Origin of the sequence: Nocardia aurantiaca, assembly GCF_009708175.1 — a bacterium.
Classification (GTDB): domain Bacteria; phylum Actinomycetota; class Actinomycetes; order Mycobacteriales; family Mycobacteriaceae; genus Nocardia; species Nocardia aurantiaca.
The window spans coordinates 598,056-620,105 of record NZ_WMBB01000002.1; the positions used below are offsets into that span (position 1 = coordinate 598,056).

The window sequence follows — 22,050 nt, forward strand, 5'->3', positions numbered from 1 at the left end:
CGGAGTTGGACAGCGACGCGCTCATCGACTGGTATCGCGAGACCGCGCGGGATCTGCCGTGGCGGCGGCCCGGCGTCACCGCGTGGCAGATCCTCATGAGCGAGATCATGCTGCAGCAGACACCCGTGGTGCGGGTCGAACCCATCTGGCGGGAGTGGGTGGCCCGCTGGCCCGTGCCCTCGGCCATGGCCGCCGCGCCGCAGGGCGAGGTGCTGCGCGCCTGGGGCAAACTCGGCTATCCGCGGCGCGCGCTGCGTCTGCACGAGTGCGCCAGGGTGCTGGCCGAGGTACACGGCGACGAGGTGCCGACCGATGTGGACGTGCTGCTGAGCCTGCCCGGCATCGGGGCGTACACCGCGCGTGCCGTGGCGTGTTTCGCGTATGGGCAGCGAGTTCCCGTGGTGGACACCAATGTTCGCCGGGTGGTGGCGCGCGCCGTGCACGGGCGGGCCGAGGCCGGTAATCCCGCGAACCGCGATCTCACGGAGACCGAGGCGCTGTTGCCCGCCCGGGTCGATCGGGCCGCGGTCATGTCCGCCGCGCTGATGGAACTGGGCGCGCTGATATGCACTGCGCGGACCCCGGATTGCGAGCGCTGCCCGCTTCCCCGGTGTGCCTGGATTTCCGCGGGCCGCCCGGCCTCCGATGTAGTGCGCCGGGTGCAGAAGTACGAGGGCACCGACCGTCAGGCCCGTGGCCGCCTGCTCGACGTCCTGCGCGACGCGTCGGGTCCGGTGGAGCGGGTGCGGTTGGATCTGGCCTGGACTCGCGATCCGGGGCAGCGTGACCGCGCCCTGGATTCGCTGCTGGTCGACGGTCTCATCGAGCAAACCCCCGATGGGCTGTTCGCGCTGGCGGGCGAGGGCAGCTGACCCACGCGCGCCCCGCCCGGGCGAGGGGTGGTTGTCCGGGCGGGGCGTGCCGGGGCGATCTGCCGCCCCTCATGCGGTAGATCGCGGTGTCGCAGCCGTTTTCGCGGGATCGGCCGCGAAGCTCAGGCGGCGACGAGAACGGTGCGGCGGTTGCGGGTGCGGCTGCCCACCACCCGGCAGATCAGGTAGATCGTGAACGAGATGCTGGTGACGAAGGTCGAGATCGGGAGGCCGGGGGCCAGCGACAGCAGAATGCCTCCGACGGCGGCGATCTCGGCGAAGACGATCGACAGGATCGCGACCCGGGCCGGGCTGGCGGTGAGCTGGGCGGCCGCCGCGGCAGGAGTGATGAGCAGCGACAGCACCAGCAGCGCGCCGACGATCTGGACGCCGAAGGCCGCGGTCACGCCGAGCAGGACGGCGAACACGATGGACAGCGCTCGCACCGGAACACCGCGCGCCACCGCCACTTCCGGATCGGCGCTGGCGAACAGCAGCGGGCGATAGACGGCGGCCAGCACCACCAGCACGGCCGCGGTGCAGGTGGCCAGCAGGCCGAGACCGGAGTTGCCGACGCTGACGACCTGGCCGGTCAGCAGCGAGAACTTGGAACCCGCGCGCTCGGGGCCGAGCCACAGGAACAGCACCGATAGGCCGAGGCCGAACGACAGCACCACGGCGATCACCGAATCACGTTCGCGGGCACGGGAACCCAGCACGCCGAACAGCACGGCCGCCACCACCGAGCCGATGATGGCGCCCACGCCGACGCCGATCCCGGCCAGCAGCGCGGCGGCCGCGCCGGTCAGTGACAGCTCGCTGGTGCCGTGCACGGCGAAGGACATCTGGCGGCTGATGATGAGCGGGCCGATGGCCCCGGCCAGCAGGCCGAGCAGGGCGGCGGCCAGCACCGCCTGCTGCACGAAGTCGTAGGACAGCAGGTGCGCGGTGGTGGAGACGTCGAGCAGCTGCGAGAACAACGTGGACAGTTTGTCGATCATGCACGCGCCTCCTGCGCCTGGCCGCCCCGCCGGTTTTCGCTGTGGCCGTGTCGTTCTCCGCCGTGGCAGTGCGCCGCGCCAGACTCGCCCAGCGCATCCATGGCGTCGCCGGTGCCGACCACGACCAGGCGGCCGCGCACACGCAGCACATCCACCTCGGTGCCGTAGAGCTCGGAGAGCGTCTCGGAGGTCATGACCTCGTCCGGAGCACCGATCCGGAAGTGCCCGTCGACCAGATACAGCACCCGATCCACCAGCGGCAGAATGGGATTGATCTCGTGGGTCACGAACAGCACCGCGGTGTCGTGGGTGCGCCGCCGCCGGTCGATGAGCTCCGACACCAGCCACTGATTCGCCAGATCCAGAGACAGCAGCGGTTCGTCGCACAGCAGCACCCTGGGGTCCCCGGCCAACGCCTGGGCGACCCGCAGCCGCTGCTGCTCACCCCCGGACAGCGCGTCCAGCGGCGCGTAGGCGAACTTCTCCGCCCCGACGGCCGAGATCGCCGCGGCCACTTTCCGTTTGCGCTCCCTGCGCCCGCGCAGCCCGAGCCCCCATCGGTGCCCGTCCACCCCGAGCCCCACCAGGTCGACGCCGCGCAGCGCGGAGCCGCCCTCGATGGTCTTCTGCTGCGGCACGTACCCGATATCCGGATTCCCCACCCGCACCGGCGAACCCGCCACCTCCGCGATGCCCTCGGTCAGCCCCAACTGCCCGAGCAGCATCCGCATGAGCGAGGTCTTTCCGGACCCATTGGGCCCCAGGACCGCGATGAACTCACCCGGCGCCACTTCGAGATCCAGCCCCCGCCACAGCGTCCGATCCCCGAACGAGAGTCCCGCGTTCGACAGCCGCACCGCGGGTATCGGAGCCGGGGCCTCGATCGGAAGGGCGGCCCGCGCCGCGCCGTTGATCGCCGCGCCGGAGTTGGGTTGTGCCGGAGGTCGCTCACCGTCGGCCGGCGAGATCGTGGCCGAGGCGCCGTCCGGAATCGCCGCGCCGGATTCGTCCGGCCGCGTGGTTGCGGGGCCGGCGGACGTGTTTGTCGGCGTGTCGGCTTGGCCCGCAACGGCATTCGGATCGGCGACGCCGGGCGCCCCGGTCGCCGGATGGGAAGTCTCCGCGCGGGACGAGCAGCCGGAGGGGGTGCGGGGGCGCGCTCCGGTGAGGGCGCAACCGGGCTTGGGCGCGCTTACGCCGGTGTCGGTGGCCTGCGCGGGGTTCGCGGTCATGGTGGTACTCCCGGATGCGGCGGTGGTGGTGCGGGTGGCGAGTACGGGATCGGGGTCGGAGGTTGCGGTGGAACGGGTCTCGGGTGTCAGGCCAGGGCCTTGGCCAGCGATTGGGCGTTTTCGGTCATCCAGGTGACGTAGTCCAGGCCCTGGGGGAGGGTTTCGGTGACGTCGACGACGGCGACGCCGGATTTGGCGGCGGTGGCGCGCAGGTCCCCGGTGAGCTTGTCCTCGGTCTGGATGTTGTAGACCAGGGCGCGGACCTGCTTGGCGCTCAACAGGTCCCGGACCGTGGCCACGTCCTGAGGCGCGGGATCGGTGCCCTGCTCGATGGCCTCTTGGAAGGCGTGCGGGGTCTTGTCGTCGGCCTCGGCGGCGGTCAGCAGGTACGCGGCCAGCGGCTCGGTCTGGAGGATCGGCTGGTGGGGATGCTCGGCGGCGATCTTGGCTGTCACGGCCTCGATGGGCGCCAGTTCGGCGGCGAACGCCGCGGCGCGGTCGGTGTAGGCCTGCTTGTGCTCGGGATCGATCTCTGCCAGGGCTTCGGCGATGTGCTCGGCGATGTGGCCGACCTGGTGCACGTCGTACCAGACGTGCTCATTGGCCTCGTGATCGTGCCCGGCGGCCTCGGTCTTCACGGAGGTCGGTGCGGCCGAGGCGCTCCGGTGGGCGTGCTCGCCCTCGGTGGCGATGTCGAAGGCGTTGACGGTCTTCGTGTTCCGGCCCGCGATGGCCTTGTCGATGAACTCGTCGTAGTGGCCGCCGTTGTAGACGACGAGCTTGGCGTCGGTGATCTTCGCGGCGTCGGCGGGTGAGACCTCGAACGAGTGCGGGTCCACCTTCGGGTCGTCGATGATCGACTCGACTTTCACATCCGGCCCGGCGACGGCCTTGGTGATATCGCCCCAGACATTGGTGGAGGCGACAATGGTGAGCCGATCGGAATTCTGGGACCTGCCGCAGGCGGTCAGGGTGGCGACCGTCGCAAGTCCGGCGGCGAACACGGCGAATCCTCGGGCAAGGCTTTTGGTCACGCGGGGTACTCCTGGCACTGCGGGCTTACTAGTAACGAAAACGATTGCCATTTGAATGTAGCGCAAACGACCGTTAGGTCCCTAGTCCCAGGTTGGAAGATGTGGTCCGCGACACTGCGGGCGACCTCGGGGCAAGCGAGAAAGCGGCCCCCGCGAACCGATGTTCGCGGGGGCCGCTGCGATTTCTGCGTGTGGTTCGGCCTAGGTCATCACCGCGACCGGCTGGCTGAGCAATTGCGCGCAGCGCAGCAGGCCGAGATGGCTATAGGCCTGCGGGTGGTTGCCGAGCGAGCGTTCGGCAACCGGGTCGTACTCCTCGGAGAGCAGACCGGTCGGTCCCGCCACGTCGACCAGCTGGGCGAACAGCGCCTCGGCGTCCTCCCGTTTGCCGATGAGCAGGTACGCCTCCACCAGCCAGGCGGCGCACAGGTGGAACCCGCCCTCGCCGCCGGGCAGGCCGTCGTCGTGGTGGTACCGGTACACGGTCGACCCGCTGCGCAGCTCGGCCTCGGTCGCCACCACGGTGGCCGCGAAGCGCGGATCCGAGGGGTCGATCAGGCCGCTGAGCCCGATATGCAGGGTGGCGGCGTCCAGGTCGGTGCCGTCGTAAGCCGCTGTGTAGGACTGGACGTCGTCGTTCCAGCCCTTCGCCTTGACCTCGTCGGCGATGGTGTCGCGCAGCGTCTCCCACTCCACATCCACCGGCCGCCCGAACTGCTGGGCCAGGGTGAGCGCCCGGTCCACGGTGAGCCAGCCCATGACCTTGGAGTACACGTGGTGACGCGGATTGCCGCGGATCTCCCAGATACCGTGGTCCGCCTCGCGCCAGCGGCGCTGCACGGCGCGGACCATGGCGTGCACCAGTTCCCAGTCGGCATCCGGCAGCGCCTTCTGCGGATCGTCGATGCCCTTGCGTTCCCGCGCGTGCGCGAGCTGGGAGATGAGGTCCACGATGGGGCCGAACACGTCCAGCTGCACCTGCATGTTCGCCGCGTTGCCGACGCGCACCGGCCGCGAGCCGGCGTAGCCGGGCAGCTGGTCGATGACGGCCTCGGGCGGCAGGGTTTCGCCGTAGAGCGTGTACAGCGGGTGCAGGCGTTCGGGTCCGGGCAGGGTCTCCAGCACCCGATGCACCCAGGCCAGCAGGTCCTCGGCCTCGCTGAGCGAGCCCAGCGACACCAGCGCGGACGCGGTGAGCGAGGCGTCGCGCAGCCAGCAGTAGCGGTAGTCCCAGTTGCGCACGCCGCCGAGGTCCTCGGGCAGCGAGGTGGTGGCCGCGGCCAGGATGGATCCCGACGGCGCGTGCACCAGTCCGCGCAGGGTGAGCGCGGAACGCTTCATGAGATCCGGCTTGAGGGGCGGCAGTTCCAGCGTGCCGACCCATTCCGACCAGTAGCGTTCGGCGTCCCGGCGGCGGTCCACCTCGGGCCGCATGGCGGGCGCGAGATCGGAGGTGCCGCAGCGCATTTCGAGCACGATGGGACCCTGGCGCGGGTCGACCACGGCGCGGGCGGTGTGGTGGTTGCCCTCGTCGATGATCTCCCACTCGACGCCCGGCGAGCGCAGCACTATCGGATCGTTGGTGCCCTCCACCTTCAGGCCACCGGTCGCGTGCAGCAGCCGCACCGGCACCTGCCCGAATTCGGGGCGCGGCGCGAAGGTGATGACCGCCTTGGCGTCACCGGTGATGACGCGGGTCAGATCGGTGCGCTCGGATACCACGTCGTGGGGCAGGTAGTCGACGACCTGCAAACTGGACCAACGAGTTTCGACGGTCATGGTGCCGTCGACGTAGCGCTGCGACAGCGGCAGGCCCGTGCGCTCCGGCTGAATGGTGAAGTGTCCCGCGCCCGGCCCGCCCAGCAGGTGGGCGAATACGGCGGCGGAGTCCGGTTCGGGATGGCTCAGCCAGGTGATGGTGCCGTCCGGGGTGACCAGGGCCTTGGAACGCGGGCTGGCCAGCATGGTCAGCCGCTCGATTCGAGGGGCGGAGGCACCTGCCAACCACGTGCGGCGCTCCTCGAGCAGGAACGCCAGCGCCTTCGACACCTCCTCGGTGCTGGCGACGCGGTACTTGGCCAGGGATTCGCCCTCGCCGACCTTGATGCCGACATCGGGTCCCGAGAGGCGTGTGAATGCCTTCTCGTCGGTGACGTCGTCGCCGATGAACAGCGCGGCCGAGGCGCCCTGCTGATGCCGGACGATGTCGAGTGCCGCGCCCTTGTCGGTCTCGACCACCGCGAGTTCGATGACCTCCTTGCCCTCGGTGGTCTGCACGCCGACCCAGCTGGCCGGGCCCTGACGCACGGCAACCAGTGCGCGACGGCCGATTTCGGGGCTGGCGTTGCGGACGTGCAGGGCCACACTGGCCGGTTTGATCTCGACGGAAGCGCCCGGATTGTCCTGAGCGATCTGCGTCAGGGTCGTAGTGACCTCCTGAAGCAACTGTTTCGCGTCGTTGTCGATGGCGTGCACGAAGCCGACATCGAATTCCGAACCGTGGCTTCCGATCAGCTGCACCTCGACGGGCAACCGGGACAGGGCCGCCAGGTCGCGCAGCGCGCGACCGGAGATCACGGCGGCGGTGGTGCCGGTGAGCCCGGCGAGGGCCCGCAGGGCGCTCACCGACTCCCGATGGGGATAGGCCTTGGCCGGGTCGGAGACGATGGGCGCGATAGTCCCGTCGTAGTCCGAAGCGACCAGTAACCGTGGCACGCGGGCGATGGCCGACAACGCACGGCGAAGTTCCAGTGACAATTCCTGTGCGGTCACGCATCCAACCTAGTGATCGGAGGAGATTTTTCAGGGCGCGAGTGATGCTACTGGGTCCTGATTGCTCACTCGTGTGGGCGGTGATACATAGCGTTTACAAGAGACTTCCGGGTCGTTCACGCTTTTTGTGAGACACGCCCGGGTTACTCACCGTTCACCGGCGCTGACCGGCGCGTTTCCCCGCAAACGCAGCACGGGCTGCCCGGCTCTCCGGACCGGGCAGCCCGTCGCGCATTCGGGCGAAAGCACGGTGTGCGTTCGCTCACTCGCGCTAGTCCTTGTCGCCGCCGATGAGTAGATCGACGGTCAGCTCGAGGCGCTCGGTCACATCGGTGGCCGAGGCCCGGCGGGTCAGCCAGGCGACCAGATTCGACAGCCACACATCGGAGATGACGCGGGCGATGGCGAGCTGGCGATCGCTGGGGGTGTCGTCCGACAGCGCCCGGGCGAAGAACCGGTCCATCACCTTGCCGACCCGATCGACCTCGGCGGCCGCGGAGGCGTCGGCGAACATGAAGGCGCGGGTCATGGCCTCGGTGAGCAGCGGGTCGCGCTGCATGGCCCGGGTGACCTGGGTGAGCAGCAGGTGCATGCGCTCCTGCGGGGTGGCTCCGGCCAGCGGCTTGCGCCGGCCCTCGAACTGCTCGAATTCACGGGCCAGGGCGGATACCAGCAGGTGCACCTTGGACGGGAAGTACCGGTAGAGCGTGCCGACGGCGACATCCGCGCGTTCGGCGACCGCTCGCATCTGGACCGCGTCGTAGCCGCCCTTGGACGCCAGCGCGAGCGTGGCGTCGAGGATGCGCTTGCGTCGGTCGCGCTGCGCCGCCGAGCTCAGATCCTCCTCGCTGAGGGTGGTGACGGGCGCGGTGCGTCCACCGGGCACCCCGTCGGCGGCCTGCGATCGGGAGGGACTGGCCATCGGTTGAAAGTCCTTTCCTGCACGAATCGTTCGGTTCATCTCACCCAGCGTCGGCTGGGCACGAGTTCGTACCGCGACCGGGACGGCGCTTGACTTCCGCCCGGCTTGAACATTAGAACATGTTCTAGGAGCGGAAGTCACGCCGGAAAGGCGGTATGGAGTGTGACCATAGCCACCACTGACGAGCATAAAGCCGTCCAGGAGTCGATGCGCGGATGGGCCGCAGCGGTGCGCCCAATTGCAACAATGCGTTCCAGCGCACATTCGGAACTGCGTTCCGGCGCCTCCGATTTCTGGCGCGAGTACTGGCCGCGCCTGGCCGATCTCGGAATTTTCCGGGTCGCGGTACCGGAGGAGGCCGGGGGCGCGGGTGGGTCCGTCGGAGATCTGGCCGTGCTGGTGGAGCAGGCGGCACATGACCTGGTCGGCGGACCGGTGCTCTCGACGGCGCTGGCGGGACTCGTCGCCGGCGAGGCGCTCGACGAGACTACGCCATGCGGCGTCGCGCTCGAGGGCGAAATCGCGATATCGGTGGGCGAATCAGGGGCCACGGTGTCCGGTGAGTGGGACTCGGTTCCGGGCGCCGCGCCGGGGACCGCGGTGCTGGTCCCGCTGCGCGACGGTGAGCGTCACCTGTGGGCGCTGATCGACCCCGGCGCCGGCGGGCTGACGGTGGAGCCGCTGGCCGGAATCGACAAGACCGTGCCGGTGGCGCGCGTGGTGTGCACGGACGTCGCGGTGGCCGCCGATCGTCTGTTCGAGCCCGGCTTCTCGGTGCTGGACCTGGCCGCCACGCTGGTCGCCGCGGAGGCCGCGGGCATCGCCGGCTGGTGTCTGGAGACCGCCACCGAATATGCGAAGGTGCGCGAACAATTCGGGCGCAAGATCGGCGAATTCCAAGCGGTCAAACATATTTGCGCGTGGATGCTGTGCCGGGCCGAACAGATTCGCGCCGTGGCCGCCGACGCGGCCGCCGCGGTGGATACCGGCAGCGCGGAACTGCGGTTGGCCGCCGCGGTCGCCCTGTCCATGTCCCTGGACGCCGCAGTGGACAATGCCAAGGACTGCATTCAGGTTCTGGGTGGAATCGGTTTCACTTGGGAACACGACGCGCATCTGTATTTGCGCCGGGCCACCGCGCTGCGGCAGCTGCTGGGCGGCACCGCGCGCTGGCGGGCCCGGGTCGCCGAGCTGACCCTGGCCGGTATGCGCCGCACGGTCGGTATCGACCTGGGTGCCGACGGCGAGTCCGGATCCGCCTGGGAGGCAGCCGGTTCGGACGCCGCCGAGGCGGCAGTGCTGGCGGCGGACCTGGCCAAGATCGCGGCCCTGCCGGAGGCGGAGCAGCGGGTGGCGCTGGCCGAGGCCGGGCTTTTGGCCTCGCACTGGCCCGCGCCCTACGGTCGCGGTGCCGGATCCATCCTGCGCACCCGCATCGAGGATCAGATCCGCAAGGCGGGTATCACGCTGCCGGACATCGCGATTGCCAACTGGGCGATCCCGACGCTGCTGCAGTGGGGCACCCCCGAGCAGATCGAGCGCTACGCACTGCCGACGCTGACCGGTGAGGTCATCTGGTGCCAGCTGTTCTCCGAACCGGGCGCCGGGTCGGACCTGGCGGCGCTGCGCACGGTGGCCGAGCGGGTCGAGGGTGGCTGGAAGCTGCGCGGTCAGAAGGTGTGGACCTCGCTGGCGGATCGCGCCACCTGGGGCATCTGCCTGGCGCGCACCGACGCGGCCGCGCCGAAGCACAAGGGCATCAGCTACTTCCTGGTCGATATGAAGAGCCCCGGGCTGGACATCCGGCCGCTGGTGGAGATCACCGGTGAGGCGCGCTTCAACGAGGTGTTCCTCGACGATGTCTTCGTACCGGACGACTGCCTGGTCGGCGAACTGGGCAATGGCTGGAAGATCGCGCGTTCCACCCTGTCGGCCGAGCGGGTCGCCATGGGCGGCAAGGGGATCGGTGATGAGCTGGAGGCGTTGATCGCCGCCGCGCCGGCCTCGGGCCCGGGCGCGGAACTGGTCGCGGACCGGCTCGGCGGACTCATCTCGGAATCGGTTGCCGGAACATTGTTGGAAGCCCGTGCGGCGCAGAAGCTGCTGTCCGGCGGGGACCCCGCCGCGCAGAGCAGCGTGCGCAAACTGGTCGGTGTGAGACACCGGCAGGCGGTAGCTGAATTCGCCGTCGAACTGTCTGGTGCCGCGGGCGCTCTGGAAACCGACGCGGTGAAAGAATTCCTGCTCACACGCTGTTTGTCGATTGCCGGCGGTACCGAGCAGATCCTGTTGACCGTCGCCGGTGAACGGATCCTCGGGCTGCCCCGCGAATCGCACGGCTAGTCCACACCTGAACCGGGAGCATTGCATTGGACTTCACCAGGGACGAGAGCCAGGACGCTGTCGCCGAGGTTGTCGTAAGTTTGCTGGAGCGCGACAGCGCGCGTGATATCGCGCTGTGGCCGATCATCGCGGACAGCGGTCTGCTGGCCGTGCCGTTGCCCGAGCGCTTCGGCGGCGACGATATGGGCCTGCTCGAGGTCGCGGCCATGCTCACCGAGTTGGCCCGCGCCGCCGCGCAGACGCCCGCACTGGTCACCCTCGGCTTCGGCGTACTGCCGCTGAAGGCGATCGGCCTGCCGGACGCCCTGGCGGAGAAGGTGTTTCCCGCCGTGGCCGAGGGAGCGGTGCTGACCGCCGCCCTGCACGAGACCGGTTCGCCGTTCACCGTGAAGCCGGAGACCACCGCGGTGACCGACGGTGCCACCGTGCGCGTCAGCGGCCGCAAGGTGGCCGTGCCCTACGCCGACACCGCACGCTGGATCCTGGTGCCCACCGACAACGGCATCGCCGTGGTGGACGGTGACGCCGCGGGCATCACCCGGATCGCGAGCCCGACTTCCGATGGCGTGCCGGAGTTTTCGCTGCAGCTCGACCAGGTGGTGATTCCGGCCGAGCAGCTGCTGCCCGGCGGGCTGACCGAACTGCACCGATTCGCGCTGGCGAGCCTCGGCGCGGTGGCCGACGGGCTGCTCGCGGGGGTGGTGTCGTTGACCGCCGAGCACGTGCGGACCCGTCAGCAGTTCGGCCGTCCGCTGGCCGAATTCCAGGCTGTCGCACAGCAGATCGCGGATGTCTACGTGGTCTCGCGGACGCTGCACGCGGCCGCCTGCTCGGCCACCTGGGCGCTGGCTCAGCAGGAGCAGAGCGCCGGGCATCTGGAGCGCATCGACGACGATCTCGACGTGCTGGCGTACACGGTGGCGGCGGAACTGCCCGCGGCCATGCAGAAGTGCCATCACCTGCACGGTGGTCTCGGGGTGGATATCACCCATCCGCTGCACCGCTACTACTCACAGGCCAAGGACATCGCCCGCTGGCTCGGCGGCGAATCGTTCCGGCTGGACCGTTTGGGAGCCAGATGTTCATCGAACTGACCGCGGAGCAGCGCAAGCTGCGCGACGAACTGCGCACGTACTTCACCGGTCTCGTGACTCCCGAAGAGGAGGCCGAGATGCTGGTCAACCGGCACGGCGACGCCTACCGCGCGGTGGTCAAGCGCATGGGCCGCGACGGCAAGCTCGGCGTCGGCTGGCCCAAGGAATACGGCGGGCAGGGTTTCGGGCCGCTGGAACAGCAGATCTTCTACAACGAGGCGGTTCGGGCCGATGTGCCGGTGCCGCTGGTGACGTTGCTGACCGTCGGCCCGGCGCTGCAGTCGTTCGGCACCGACGAGCAGAAGCAGAAGTTCCTGCCCGGGATCCTCACCGGTGACGTGCATTTCGCCATCGGCTACTCCGAGCCGGACGCCGGCACCGATCTGGCCGCGCTGCGCACCTCTGCGGTGCGCGACGCCAACGGCGACTGGATCGTCAACGGGCAGAAGATCTTCACCACCGGCGCGCACGAGGCCGACTACGTCTGGCTGGCCTGCCGCACCGGATCGCCCGAGTCCCGGCACAAGGGCATCACGATCCTGATCGTGGACACCAAGGACCCGGGCTACTCGTGGACGCCGATCATCACCGCAGACGGCGCGCACCACACCAACGCCACCTACTTCGACAACGTCCGCGTGCCCGCGAACATGATGGTCGGCGAGGAGAACGGCGGCTGGAAGCTGATCACCACCCAGCTCAACCACGAGCGGGTGAGCCTGGGCCCGTCCGGCAAGATCGAGCAGCTCTACGAGCGGGTGCGGGAGTGGGCGCAGGCCCAAGGCGTGCTCGGCGAGGCCGAGGTGCGGCGCTCGCTCGGCCGCCTGCACGCCATGGTGCGCCTGAACGAACTGCTGAACTGGCAGGTGGCCTCCAATATGGAACGCCCGGACGCCGACCAGCGCGATGTGATCGCGGACGCCTCGGCGACCAAGGTGTACTCCACCGAGGCGCTGCAGCAGGCGGGCCGCCTGGCCGAGGAGATCGTGGGCCGCTTCGGCGATCCCGCCGACCCGGCCACCGCGGAACTGCTGACCTGGCTGGACAAGCGCACCAAGCAGAACCTGGTGGTGACCTTCGGCGGCGGCGTCAACGAAGTCATGCGAGAGCTGATCGCCCAGATGGGCCTGCGGCTGCCGCGGGTCCCGCGCTAGATCGCAGAGGAGAGAGCGTGACGAAGAGTTTCACGGCCGACGAGATCCGCGAGGGTCTGGAGAAGATCAAGGCGGACGGTGAATCCGCCCCCCGCGCGGGGCGCGATCCCATCAACCAGCCCATGATCAACAACTGGGTCGAGGCCCTCGGCGACGCCAACCCGATCTACGTGGACGAGGCCGCCGCCCAGGCGGCCGGGCACCCCGGCATCGTCGCCCCGCCGGCCATGGCGCAGGTGTGGACAATGCTGGGGCTGGGCGGGGTCCGCGCCGACGACGACCCCATGACCCGCACCAACGAGCTGTTCGACGCGGCCGGGTTCACCTCGGTGGTCGCCACCAACTGCGAGCAGGTCTACCACCGCTACCTGCAGCTCGGCGAGCAGGTGACGGTGCGGTCCAGCATCGGCGAGATCGTGGGCCCCAAGCGGACCGGGCTCGGCGAGGGCTGGTTCACCACCTACCTCACCAACTGGTACGTCGGCGACGAGCTGGTCACCGAAATGAAGTTCCGGATGCTGAAATTCGCTCCCGGCACCGGAAAGACGGCCGCTCCCAAGGAGTCCGGCGAGGTGTCCGCAGAAGATCTGGTCAAGCGCGTCCGCCCGACAGTCTCGAAGGACACCGAGTTCTTCTGGGAGGGCGTCAAACTCGGTGAGCTGCGTATCCAGCAGCGGCCCGACGGTTCGCTCCAGCACCCGCCGGTTCCGGCGCTGTGGAAGGACCACTCGGAGCAGACCGACTATGTTGTCGCCTCCGGCCGCGGCGCCGTCTTCAGCTTCGTGGTGCACCACGCGCCCAAGGTGCCGGGACGGCAGCTGCCGTATGTGATCGCCCTGGTCGAGCTGGAGGAGGGCGTGCGCATGCTCGGTGAGCTGCGCGGCATCGAGCCGGCCGAGGTCGAGGTCGGTCTGCCCGTCGAGGTGGGCTTCCTGAAGCTCGACGACGACAACACCGTGCCCTACTGGAAGGCCGTGCAATGACCACAGCATCGCGGAACGATTCCGTCAGGGGCAACGGCGGGGTGACGGGTGGGCCGGTCGAGCTCTCGGCCGTATCGGTCGGAACCACGTTGCCGGAGTTGGTGATTCACGCCGACACCACGTTCATCGTCTCGACGGCGCTGGCCACCCGCGACTTCCAGGACGTGCACCACGACCGCGACAAGGCGGTCGCACGGGGGTCCAAGGACATCTTCGTCAACATCCTCACCGATACCGGTCTGGTGCAGCGGTTCGTGACGGACTGGGCGGGGCCGCGGGCCATCGTCAAGTCCCTCGCGCTGCGCCTGGGCGTGCCGTTGTACGCGGGTGACACCCTCACCCTGACCGGCACCGTGGCGGCCGTGGACGGCGCGGACATCACCATCGATGTGGTCGGCAAGGACTCGCTCGGCGACCACATCACGGCGAAAGCCGTTATCTCCCTGCAGGAGGCACAGTGAGTGGGCTGAGCCGTAGCGCCGCCATCGTCGGCATCGGCGCGACCGACTTCTCCAAGGACTCCGGCCGCAGCGAACTGCGCCTGGCCGCCGAGGCAGTCACCGCCGCGCTGGCCGACGCGGGGCTCACGCCCGCCGATGTGGACGGCCTGACGACCTTCACCATGGACACCAATACCCAGGCCGCCGTGGCGCGCGCCGCAGGTATCCCGTCCCTGAAGTTCTTCAGCAACATCCCCTTCGGCGGTGGCGCGGCCGCCGCGACCGTGCAGCAGGCGGCCATGGCGGTCGCCACCGGGATCGCGGATGTCGTGGTGGCGTACCGGGCTTTCAACGAGCGCTCCGGAAACCGCTTCGGGCAGTTCGCGACTCACCTCGCGACCGGCAACCCCAGCTCCTCGGGCGTGGACAACGCGTTCTCCTACACCCACGGCCTCGGCACCCCGGCCGCGCAGGTGGCCATGGTGGCGCGGCGCTACATGCACGTCTACGGCGCGCGCAGCGAGGATTTCGGCCGCGTGGCCGTGGCCGATCGCAAGCACGCGGCGGTGAACCCGGCGGCGCACTTCTACGGAAAGCCCATCACCCTCGAGGAACACCAGGCCTCGCGCTGGATCGCGGAGCCGCTGCATCTGCTGGACTGCTGCCAGGAGACCGACGGCGGCGTGGCCATCGTGGTGACCAGTGCGGAGCGGGCCAAGGATCTGCCCAACAAGCCCGCGCTGATCGCCGGCGCCGCACAGGGTTCCGGCGCGGATCAGTACGTCATGACCAGCTACTACCGCGACGCCATGACCGGGCTGCCCGAGATGGGCCTGGTCGGCGACCAGCTCTGGGCGCAGAGCGGGCTGCGGCCGGAGGACATGCAGGCCGGCATCCTCTACGACCACTTCACCCCGTTCGTGCTGATGCAGCTGGAGGAGCTGGGCTTCTGCGGCCGCGGCGAGGCCAAGGACTTCATCGCCGACGGCGCCATCGAGATCGGCGGCCGGCTGCCGCTGAACACGCACGGCGGACAGCTCGGCGAGGCGTACATCCACGGGATGAACGGCATTGCCGAAGGCGTGCGCCAGATTCGCGGCACCTCCGTGAATCAGGTGCGGGGCCTGGAGAACATCGTGGTCACCGCCGGCACCGGCGTTCCGACCTCGGGTCTGGTGCTCACCGCCAACTGAGCAGTCGCGAAGGCCCGGACGATCACCGTGATCGTCCGGGCCTTCCGTATATGCGGCTGCGGTCCGGCCATCGCTTCGAGGACCCGGAGCTGCTTGGTGCCGAAGTAGTACTGCACCAACCGAACCGAGATCCCCGCCGCGGCGGCGACCGTTTGAAAGGTCACCCTTTCCAGGCCGCCGGCTACACCGATGACTTTCGGGTGAATCTGTCGTCGATACCTCTGGGTATACCGACAGACAGGAGTCCAGGCATGACGAGAAGACCGTTTCGATCGGGCATGGCCTCGGTGCGGGCGAACGGTGTGGATCTCGGCATCGAGAGCTTCGGCCGCGACGACGATCCGCTGGTCCTGCTGGTCGGCGGCACAACGATGTTGTCCTGGCCCGACGCGCTGTGCGAGCGGCTCGCGTCGGGCGGGCGGCGCGTGGTCCGCTACGACCTGCGCGACTCCGGCGCGTCGACGACCCTCGACCCGGAGAATCCGGCCTACGACCTGCGGGATCTCGTCGCCGACACGGCCGCGCTCGTCGAGGTGCTCGGTGCCGGGACCGCCCATCTCGGTGGAGTCGGCGTCGGTGGGATGGTCGCTCAGGTCGCCGCGCTGGACCACCCGGAGGTGTTCTGCGCACTGACCCTCGTCGGCACTCGGCCGGTGGCGCCGGGCCCGGTCGACGAGGACCTGCCGGACCACGACCTCGCGGTCATGGGCGCGCTGTTCTCCCGCCCGCTGCCGGACTGGACCGACCGGGACGCTGTCGCGGCGTTCGCCGCCTCGGGGGCCGAGCCGATGGGCAACGATCCGGACGACGCGCGGGCGACGGCGGCCCGAATCTGGGACCGGACGCCGTCGAGCGATCCCGCGGTGCACCAGGCGAATCAGCTCGGGATGGTGTTCTCCCGGATCGACTGCGCCCCGCGCTGGCGGGGCCGGCTCGGTGAGCTCGACGTGCCCACGCTCGTGGTGCACGGTCGCGCCGACCCGTTCTTCCCGGTCGGCAACGGCGAGGTCCTCGCCGCCGAAATCCCCGGGGCGCGACTGCTCGTCCTCGACGACATGGGTACCGCTCTGCGCCACGCCGCGGCCGACCGGGTCGCTGCCGCCATGCTCGCCCTGTAGCCGCCCGGTTGGGAGGCATCCTGAGCCGGCGGCGCACCATAATGCCGCGTGGCGCGCTGACCGAACCGGCCGACGCGGGGCATCGGAAGATCAACCGGCAGAGCGTCGTACGGCCGCCGGCAGTGCGGGCTCATGCCGAGTCGCGGACGATTATCGCTGTGCCCCGCACTATCCGCCGCCGAAGGGTACGTAACTGCCTGGGGCGCTGCGGAATCAGAGGAAGTCCACACCGACAGCGACGGTGGAGTCCGTCGACAAGGACGCGCGTCGGTGTGCCCGCCTCCGACCGCGAACGCCGCTTCCGCCCGCCCTATGCGGTCGACGGCGCAGCCGCTATTCGACGACTACCGGATCGGCTCGCCGCGCAGGGTCCCGCCGTGTGCGGCCGACGCTTTTGCGGCTCTTGACCGGGCCTGCGAACTTTGTCGGGTCCATGCGCGATACTGCCGGGAATGGGCACGGCCCAAGGCGTTCGACAAGGTTGGGTTGTAATGAGCGTTGTGTTGTGGATCGGCTTCGGGTTCTGGTTTCTCGGTGTCGGTGCTCTTTTCGCTTCGCGCTGGTTCAAGCGTTGGGGGAGAGAGGGGCAGGTGATGGAGGTAGCCGCCCTGGTCTCCGTGATCGGAGCGGTGCTCCTCGCGATCGCGACGCCCGTGATTTCCGACGATCCGGTATGGAAGAAGGTTCTGTACGACGTGACGCTCGTCGGATGGACGGTGATGGGTATCGGATTCATCGCCTTCATCAGGCAGGCCAGGGTCGTGGAGCGGCTGGCTACGCCGAAGTCCTGATGGGAGTAGTGGTGTAGCCGCCAGGAATCCGGCTGACCGCAGCTTCCCGACACCACATCCGACCAGCGAGACCGGGCCAAGCAGGACCGCGCCCGTGTACGCGCCGATTCCACCGCCCACCAGTGGAAGCTGCACGGCGGGGGTAGCTTGATGGGTGGCGCTTGATGGGTGGATCGACGCGGGGAAGGGGATCGGAATGACGGTGCGGGAACGGTTGGGACTGCCGGTTTTCGGGGGTGGGCTCAATTACGGGGAGCCGTATGAGACCTCGGATGGCGCGACCATCATCACCGTGACCGGGACCGGCGGGTTGCTGGGACCCAGGCCATTGGGGATCTTCGTGGTGCGCGCCGACAAGGTGAAATGGGAGCCCGCCGTCGATATGAGCCGGATCGCGCTGCTCGGCGTGCTGACCGGGCTGATCTCGGCCGTACTGGGCACCGCCGCGGTGCTGCGACGGCCGCCCTGGCCGGACACGGCGATCAGGATCGTGCGGCGCTCCTGAGCTGGGTGGCCAGTACGCCCGCGAGCTGACGCACGCTCGCGGCGTTTCCGGGGGCCAGCGTGGTTCTGGCGCCGGCGAAACGGTCGAAGACCAGGCCCTCGATGACCGCGATGAAATCGGCGGCCGCGGTAGCCGGATCGGTCGCGCCGCGCGGGTGGGGCACCGATGGCGGCGACCGCGCGGGCTCTACCCGTATGGCGGGCCAGGGCGCGGCAAGACCATGCTCATGAACCGCTTCTTCGCGTCGGTGTCCTCGAATCGCAAGCGGCGATACCACTTTCACGCCTTCTTCGCGAGGTTGAACGCCGGCATCCACGAGTACGGGAGTATCGACGCCTCGGTGAGGCGCTGCTCGGCGACGCCGCTCTGATCTGCTTCGACGAATTCCACGTGGGTGAAATCGAGCGTGTCCCTGATCTTTATCGCACCCTGAGCCGCCTCGGCGAGCTGCGCGAACCGGTAAACCTCGAGTCTCGATAGCCGTTCGGCGAAGCCCCGGTGAACTGGCCGACTTGATCGACGCGCACGGTTCACGTGCCGTCAACGCGGAGGGGGTCTGGCGTTGCGGGCCGCTTCCTACCGTGGCGTCAGGAGCAGCACCGAACCGGAGGGGAACGATGCGAATCCGCGAGCAGGCAAGGGATTCCGCGCCGCGGAACCCGAGCATACCGAGTAGCCCCCATATCCGGAAAAGCGCCCGATTGCGGGTGCTGGTCGTCGCCGAGTCCTTTCTTCCCCAGGTCAACGGCGTCACCAACTCCGTCCGCCGAGTACTGGATCACCTGGCCGCCAAGGGACACGAGGCCGCGCTGGTGGCCCCGACCGGCCCGCGCGAATACGCCGGGTTCCGTGTACACGTGGTGCGCGGGGCCCGGCTGCCCTTCTACCGGGACTTCCGGATCGGGCTGGAGACCCGCCGCCGGTTGCGCAAGATCATGCGCGAATTCCGGCCCGACGTGGTGCATATCGCCTCGCCGGCGACGCTCGGTTATCAGGCGGCCAAGGTCGCGAACGAGCTCGGGATCCCGACCGTGGCCATCTATCAGACCGATCTGGTGGGTTTCGCCTTGCGTTACGACCTCCCCGGCGGCGTCCGTGCCATGACCGCGCTGACCCGCCGCATCCACCTGCGGGTGGACCGCACCCTCGCGCCCTCCACCGCCAGCCTGCGCCAGCTGGAATTGATGGGCGTTCCGGGGCTGGGCCGCTGGCCGCGCGGGGTCGACCTGCAGCAGTTCGGGCCCTCCCGGCGGTCGGAGCGCCTGCGCAAGCGACTGGCTCCCAATGGCGAAACGCTGGTCGGGTATGTCGGGCGGCTCGCGCCGGAGAAGGAGCTCGAGCTGCTCGCCGCTCTGCGCCCGCTGCCGGGCGTGCGGCTGGTTGTGGTGGGCGGCGGCCCGGAGGAGAAGCGGCTGCGAAAGTTGTTGCCGGACGCGGAGTTCCTGGGCGTGCTGCACGGTGCGGAACTCGCCGCGGCCTACGCCTCGCTGGATGTGTTCGTGCATACCGGCCGCCATGAGACCTACTGCCAGGCCGCGCAGGAGGCGCTGGCCTCCGGCGTGCCCGTGGTCGCGCCCAAGTCGGGCGGCCCCATCGATGTGATCACGCCCGGCGCCGGTTTCCTCTACCCGCCCGGCGACGCCGACGCCATGACCGAACTGGTGCGCCGCCTGGTCGAGGACCCGCAGCTGCGCGAACAGACCGCGGAGATCGCGGTGCGCAGCGTGCGCGACCGGTCCTGGGCGGCAGTCAACGATCTGCTCATCCGCCACTACCGCGAGGTGATCGCGGAACGCCTGCGGCCCGATTCGGCGCGGGGCGAGGTCCCGGCCACCAAGGAGGCATCCTGATGCTCCGCATCTCCGTCATCGGCACCGGCTACCTGGGTGCCACCCATGCCGCGGGCATGGCCGAACTCGGCTTCGAAGTGCTGGGCGTGGACAACAATCCGGCAAAGGCCGCGTCGCTGTCCGCCGGGCGGGTGCCCTTCCACGAGCCCGGGCTGCCGGAACTGCTGGCCGGGCATGTGGCGGACGGGCGGCTGCGCTTCGGCACGTCGCTGGTCGAGGCCGCCGAGTTCGCCGATGTCCACTTCCTGTGTGTCGGAACGCCTCCCGGCGTGAACGGCGCCGCCGACCTGTCGCAGTTGTACTCCGCGCTGGATGGACTGGTGCCGCACCTGACCCGCAACTGCCTGATCGTCGGCAAGTCCACGGTGCCGGTGGGCACCGCCGAGGCTCTGACCTCGCGCATCGCCGAGCTCGCGCCGGATGGGATTTCGGTGGACCTGGCCTGGAACCCGGAGTTCCTGCGCGAGGGCCACGCGGTCTACGACACCCTGCGCCCGAACCGGCTGGTCTTCGGCGTGACCACCCCGGACGCGGAATGGGCGCTGCGGCAGGTCTACGCCACGCCCATCGCCGCGGGCTCACCGGTGGTGATCACCAACCTGCCGACCGCCGAACTGATCAAGGTCTCCGCCAATGCCTTTCTGGCGACCAAGATCTCGTTCATCAATGCCATGGCCGAGCTGTGCGACCTCACCGGCGCGGACGTGACCCTGCTGGCCGACGCTCTCGGCCACGACGACCGGATCGGCCGCAAGTTCCTGGGCGCGGGCCTCGGCTACGGCGGCGGCTGTCTGCCGAAGGACGTGCGTGCGCTGATCGCGCGCGCGACCGAACTCGGCGCGGGGGAGTCGGTCGAGTTCCTGCGCGATATCGACGCGGTCAACCTGCGTCGGCGGGAGCGCGTGGTGCGGGAGACGCTGGGTCTGCTCGGCGGTGCGCTGCGGCCGTCGGGCCGGGTCGGCATCCTGGGCGCGGCCTTCAAGCCGCTGTCGGACGACGTGCGCGATTCACCGGCGCTCGATGTGGCGGTGCAGCTGCACGCGGCGGGCGTCGACGTGACCGTATTCGACCCTGCCGCAACGGGTCCGGCCCGCGCGGTGGCGCCGCAGCTGGTCTTCGCGGCCACCGCGGCGGCCGCGCTGCACGAGGCGGATGTGGTGCTGCATCTGACCGAGTGGCGCGAATTCCAGGAGCTGGACCCGGCTTTCCTGCGCACGGTGGTCCGGGGCCGGGTCATCATCGATGCCCGCAACACCCTCGACCCGGAGCCCTGGCTCGCGGCCGGCTGGGACTTCCGCGCCCTCGGCCGCTTGGTCGAGCCCCGGACCGCGCCCCGCGTCGTCCCGGTGGTCACCCCCTACCCGACGCCGTCGGTCACGGCTCGCGACCTTGCCGCTCCCTCGCCGCTGACCCGTCTGCGCGCCAGGGTGCGCCGCACCGCCTGACCGGCTCCCGATCCACGATCAGGGAGCTCCGAGTGTGCCGCATCGTCTTGCCACGCACACCCGGAGCTCCCTGATCCCGTTGTATGGTCGCGAGCACGGGGACCGTTCGCGGATGGTGATAAGTGGGGTTGCGCGGGCGGGGGCGGGGTTGAGCGGGATGACCTGGGTTTTCGGGACTGCCGCAGGTCGTCGTGCTGGTGGGGGATTTATGCACGGCGGGTATGTGATCCCAGCTTCTCGATTTTGGTCCTGACGAACCGCTTGGCATGTAACTATGTGCCTGTTTCTGCTGGACTCTGGTTAGGAGTGTTCGTGACTGGGGTGGGGACGGTGGCAACGCGGGCGATCGCACTGATCGGGCTCGTGGTGCTGGCTGTCGTCGCACTGCGCGGGTACATTCCGGGGACCGGAGGACCCGCCGCGCCGCATCCGTCGTCGGCGGTGTCACTGGCGTTGATGCCGGTGCTGCTGCTGGTGTCGATGGTGATTTTGGTGGCGGGTGTGATCAATAGCCAGCATCGGCTCCCGCTGTCCATGCCCGAACCCGATCGCGAGAGCGCGGTCCGGGTTCCGGGCCTGCGGCGGCTCGGGCTCATGGTGCTGATCGTGATCGCGGGCCTCGCGCTGGTCGTGACCGCGGTGCTGTCGGTGTATCTGGTGGCGCCGGGCCGACAGAGCGAGACCGGTTCCCAGCCTTCCGCGACGGCCACCGGGGCCACCCGGCAACCCGTGGAAACCGTGACGCCTCCGGCGGACTCGGTGCCCGAGCCGACGCTGACCGGAACCGCGCTGCTGCTGGTCGGGATCACCGCGAGCGTGCTGGTGCTGATCGCCATGACCGGCTTGGTCGTGGTGGCGGTGAGCTCGAATCGCCGGCCCGCGCTGGAGCGCACGCCGCTGCCGGAGCCCACCGCCGCCGAGGCCGTCTCGCTGGCCAAGGTGGCGGAGATGGGCCTGGCGGCCATGATCGCGCCGGGCCAGGATCCGCGCACCGCCATCATCGCCTGCTACGTCGCGATGGAACGAGGTCTGGCGCAGGCGCGGGAGGTCGCGCCGCTGGCCTCCGACACCCCGTCCGAGGTGCTGGCGCGAGCCTTCGATCGCGGCTTCCTGCACGACGCGTCGGCGCGGGAACTGGTGGCGCTGTTCGAGGAGGCGCGGTTCAGCCCGCACGCCATGCTGGAGTGGCAGCGCATGCGGGCCGAGCAGCTGCTGCGCATCGTGCTGGCCGATCTACAGGGGCAAGCGGTATGAAAAACTGTGTCGCAGTGCGGCTCCCGCGGGACCGAACGGGGGGCCGC

Annotated in this window: 20 protein-coding genes; 13 read left to right on the forward strand and 7 right to left on the reverse strand. The window is 69.5% G+C overall.

What is annotated here, in order from left to right:
- The first annotated feature begins 5 nt into the window (after positions 1 to 5).
- Entirely contained in the window at positions 6 to 872 is an 867-nt protein-coding gene (locus tag GLP40_RS06070; protein ID WP_154786759.1) for an HhH-GPD family protein, read from the forward strand.
- A 122-nt stretch (positions 873 to 994) separates the two neighbouring features.
- Here GLP40_RS06070 and GLP40_RS06075 read toward each other — a convergent pair whose 3' ends face one another.
- The 5 genes from GLP40_RS06075 to kstR all read right to left on the reverse strand — a co-directional run bounded on the left by GLP40_RS06075 (position 995) and on the right by kstR (position 7,833).
- On the reverse strand, positions 995 to 1,873 hold the full coding sequence (locus tag GLP40_RS06075) for a metal ABC transporter permease (RefSeq protein WP_154786760.1): 879 nt from the start codon (positions 1,871 to 1,873) through the stop codon (positions 995 to 997).
- Positions 1,870 to 2,739: a metal ABC transporter ATP-binding protein gene (locus tag GLP40_RS06080; protein ID WP_328289779.1), complete on the reverse strand. Its 870-nt coding sequence runs from the start codon at positions 2,737 to 2,739 to the stop codon at positions 1,870 to 1,872. The genes GLP40_RS06075 and GLP40_RS06080 overlap by 4 nt, the downstream gene beginning before the upstream one ends.
- Before the next feature lie 452 nt (positions 2,740 to 3,191).
- Positions 3,192 to 4,139, reverse strand: coding sequence for a metal ABC transporter solute-binding protein, Zn/Mn family (locus tag GLP40_RS06085; RefSeq protein ID WP_328289752.1), 948 nt, complete (start codon positions 4,137 to 4,139; stop codon positions 3,192 to 3,194).
- Between the two features lie 201 nt (positions 4,140 to 4,340).
- On the reverse strand, positions 4,341 to 6,911 hold the full coding sequence (gene otsB / locus GLP40_RS06090) for a trehalose-phosphatase (protein WP_328289753.1): 2,571 nt from the start codon (positions 6,909 to 6,911) through the stop codon (positions 4,341 to 4,343).
- A 271-nt stretch (positions 6,912 to 7,182) separates the two neighbouring features.
- Entirely contained in the window at positions 7,183 to 7,833 is a 651-nt protein-coding gene (gene kstR / locus GLP40_RS06095; RefSeq protein WP_154786761.1) for a cholesterol catabolism transcriptional regulator KstR, read from the reverse strand.
- Between the two features lie 162 nt (positions 7,834 to 7,995).
- On the opposite strand from kstR, the gene GLP40_RS06100 reads away from it, so the two are divergent.
- The 9 genes from GLP40_RS06100 to GLP40_RS06140 all read left to right on the forward strand — a co-directional run bounded on the left by GLP40_RS06100 (position 7,996) and on the right by GLP40_RS06140 (position 17,454).
- Positions 7,996 to 10,176 (forward strand): acyl-CoA dehydrogenase, encoded by a 2,181-nt coding sequence (locus GLP40_RS06100; RefSeq protein ID WP_328289754.1) that lies wholly within the window; start codon positions 7,996 to 7,998, stop codon positions 10,174 to 10,176.
- A 26-nt stretch (positions 10,177 to 10,202) separates the two neighbouring features.
- Positions 10,203 to 11,270 (forward strand): acyl-CoA dehydrogenase family protein, encoded by a 1,068-nt coding sequence (locus GLP40_RS06105; RefSeq protein WP_154786762.1) that lies wholly within the window; start codon positions 10,203 to 10,205, stop codon positions 11,268 to 11,270.
- Entirely contained in the window at positions 11,255 to 12,424 is a 1,170-nt protein-coding gene (locus tag GLP40_RS06110) for an acyl-CoA dehydrogenase family protein (RefSeq protein WP_154786763.1), read from the forward strand. The genes GLP40_RS06105 and GLP40_RS06110 overlap by 16 nt, the downstream gene beginning before the upstream one ends.
- A gap of 17 nt (positions 12,425 to 12,441) precedes the next feature.
- Entirely contained in the window at positions 12,442 to 13,407 is a 966-nt protein-coding gene (locus tag GLP40_RS06115; protein WP_328289755.1) for a bifunctional MaoC family dehydratase N-terminal/OB-fold nucleic acid binding domain-containing protein, read from the forward strand.
- Complete coding sequence (locus tag GLP40_RS06120; RefSeq protein WP_230329253.1) at positions 13,404 to 13,868, forward strand: MaoC family dehydratase; 465 nt, start codon at positions 13,404 to 13,406, stop codon at positions 13,866 to 13,868. The genes GLP40_RS06115 and GLP40_RS06120 overlap by 4 nt, the downstream gene beginning before the upstream one ends.
- Entirely contained in the window at positions 13,865 to 15,040 is a 1,176-nt protein-coding gene (locus GLP40_RS06125) for a lipid-transfer protein (protein ID WP_328289756.1), read from the forward strand. Before GLP40_RS06120 ends, GLP40_RS06125 begins: the two co-directional genes overlap by 4 nt.
- A 278-nt stretch (positions 15,041 to 15,318) precedes the next feature.
- Positions 15,319 to 16,158 carry an alpha/beta fold hydrolase gene (locus GLP40_RS06130; protein ID WP_154786918.1) on the forward strand — a complete coding sequence of 280 codons (840 nt, stop codon included), beginning with the start codon at positions 15,319 to 15,321 and terminating at the stop codon, positions 16,156 to 16,158.
- 491 nt (positions 16,159 to 16,649) lie between these two features.
- Positions 16,650 to 16,949 (forward strand): hypothetical protein, encoded by a 300-nt coding sequence (locus GLP40_RS06135; protein ID WP_154786764.1) that lies wholly within the window; start codon positions 16,650 to 16,652, stop codon positions 16,947 to 16,949.
- A gap of 196 nt (positions 16,950 to 17,145) precedes the next feature.
- Positions 17,146 to 17,454, forward strand: a complete 309-nt coding sequence (locus GLP40_RS06140; protein WP_154786765.1) for a hypothetical protein — start codon at positions 17,146 to 17,148, stop codon at positions 17,452 to 17,454.
- On the opposite strand, the gene GLP40_RS06145 is transcribed toward GLP40_RS06140, so the two are convergent.
- Together GLP40_RS06145 and GLP40_RS34705 are read right to left on the reverse strand one after the other, a co-directional pair.
- Positions 17,432 to 17,617, reverse strand: a complete 186-nt coding sequence (locus tag GLP40_RS06145) for a hypothetical protein (RefSeq protein ID WP_196054534.1) — start codon at positions 17,615 to 17,617, stop codon at positions 17,432 to 17,434. The genes GLP40_RS06140 and GLP40_RS06145 overlap by 23 nt on opposite strands.
- A 116-nt stretch (positions 17,618 to 17,733) precedes the next feature.
- Positions 17,734 to 17,988: a hypothetical protein gene (locus tag GLP40_RS34705; RefSeq protein WP_328289780.1), complete on the reverse strand. Its 255-nt coding sequence runs from the start codon at positions 17,986 to 17,988 to the stop codon at positions 17,734 to 17,736.
- Positions 17,989 to 18,155: 167 nt separating this feature from the next.
- Between GLP40_RS34705 and GLP40_RS06155 the strand changes: the two genes are divergently transcribed.
- The 3 genes from GLP40_RS06155 to GLP40_RS06165 all read left to right on the forward strand — a co-directional run bounded on the left by GLP40_RS06155 (position 18,156) and on the right by GLP40_RS06165 (position 22,003).
- Positions 18,156 to 19,304 (forward strand): glycosyltransferase family 4 protein, encoded by a 1,149-nt coding sequence (locus GLP40_RS06155; protein ID WP_230329255.1) that lies wholly within the window; start codon positions 18,156 to 18,158, stop codon positions 19,302 to 19,304.
- Positions 19,304 to 20,749: a UDP-glucose dehydrogenase family protein gene (locus GLP40_RS06160; protein WP_230329256.1), complete on the forward strand. Its 1,446-nt coding sequence runs from the start codon at positions 19,304 to 19,306 to the stop codon at positions 20,747 to 20,749. The genes GLP40_RS06155 and GLP40_RS06160 overlap by 1 nt, the downstream gene beginning before the upstream one ends.
- A 312-nt stretch (positions 20,750 to 21,061) precedes the next feature.
- On the forward strand, positions 21,062 to 22,003 hold the full coding sequence (locus tag GLP40_RS06165) for a DUF4129 domain-containing protein (RefSeq protein WP_328289757.1): 942 nt from the start codon (positions 21,062 to 21,064) through the stop codon (positions 22,001 to 22,003).
- Positions 22,004 to 22,050 lie beyond the last annotated feature (47 nt).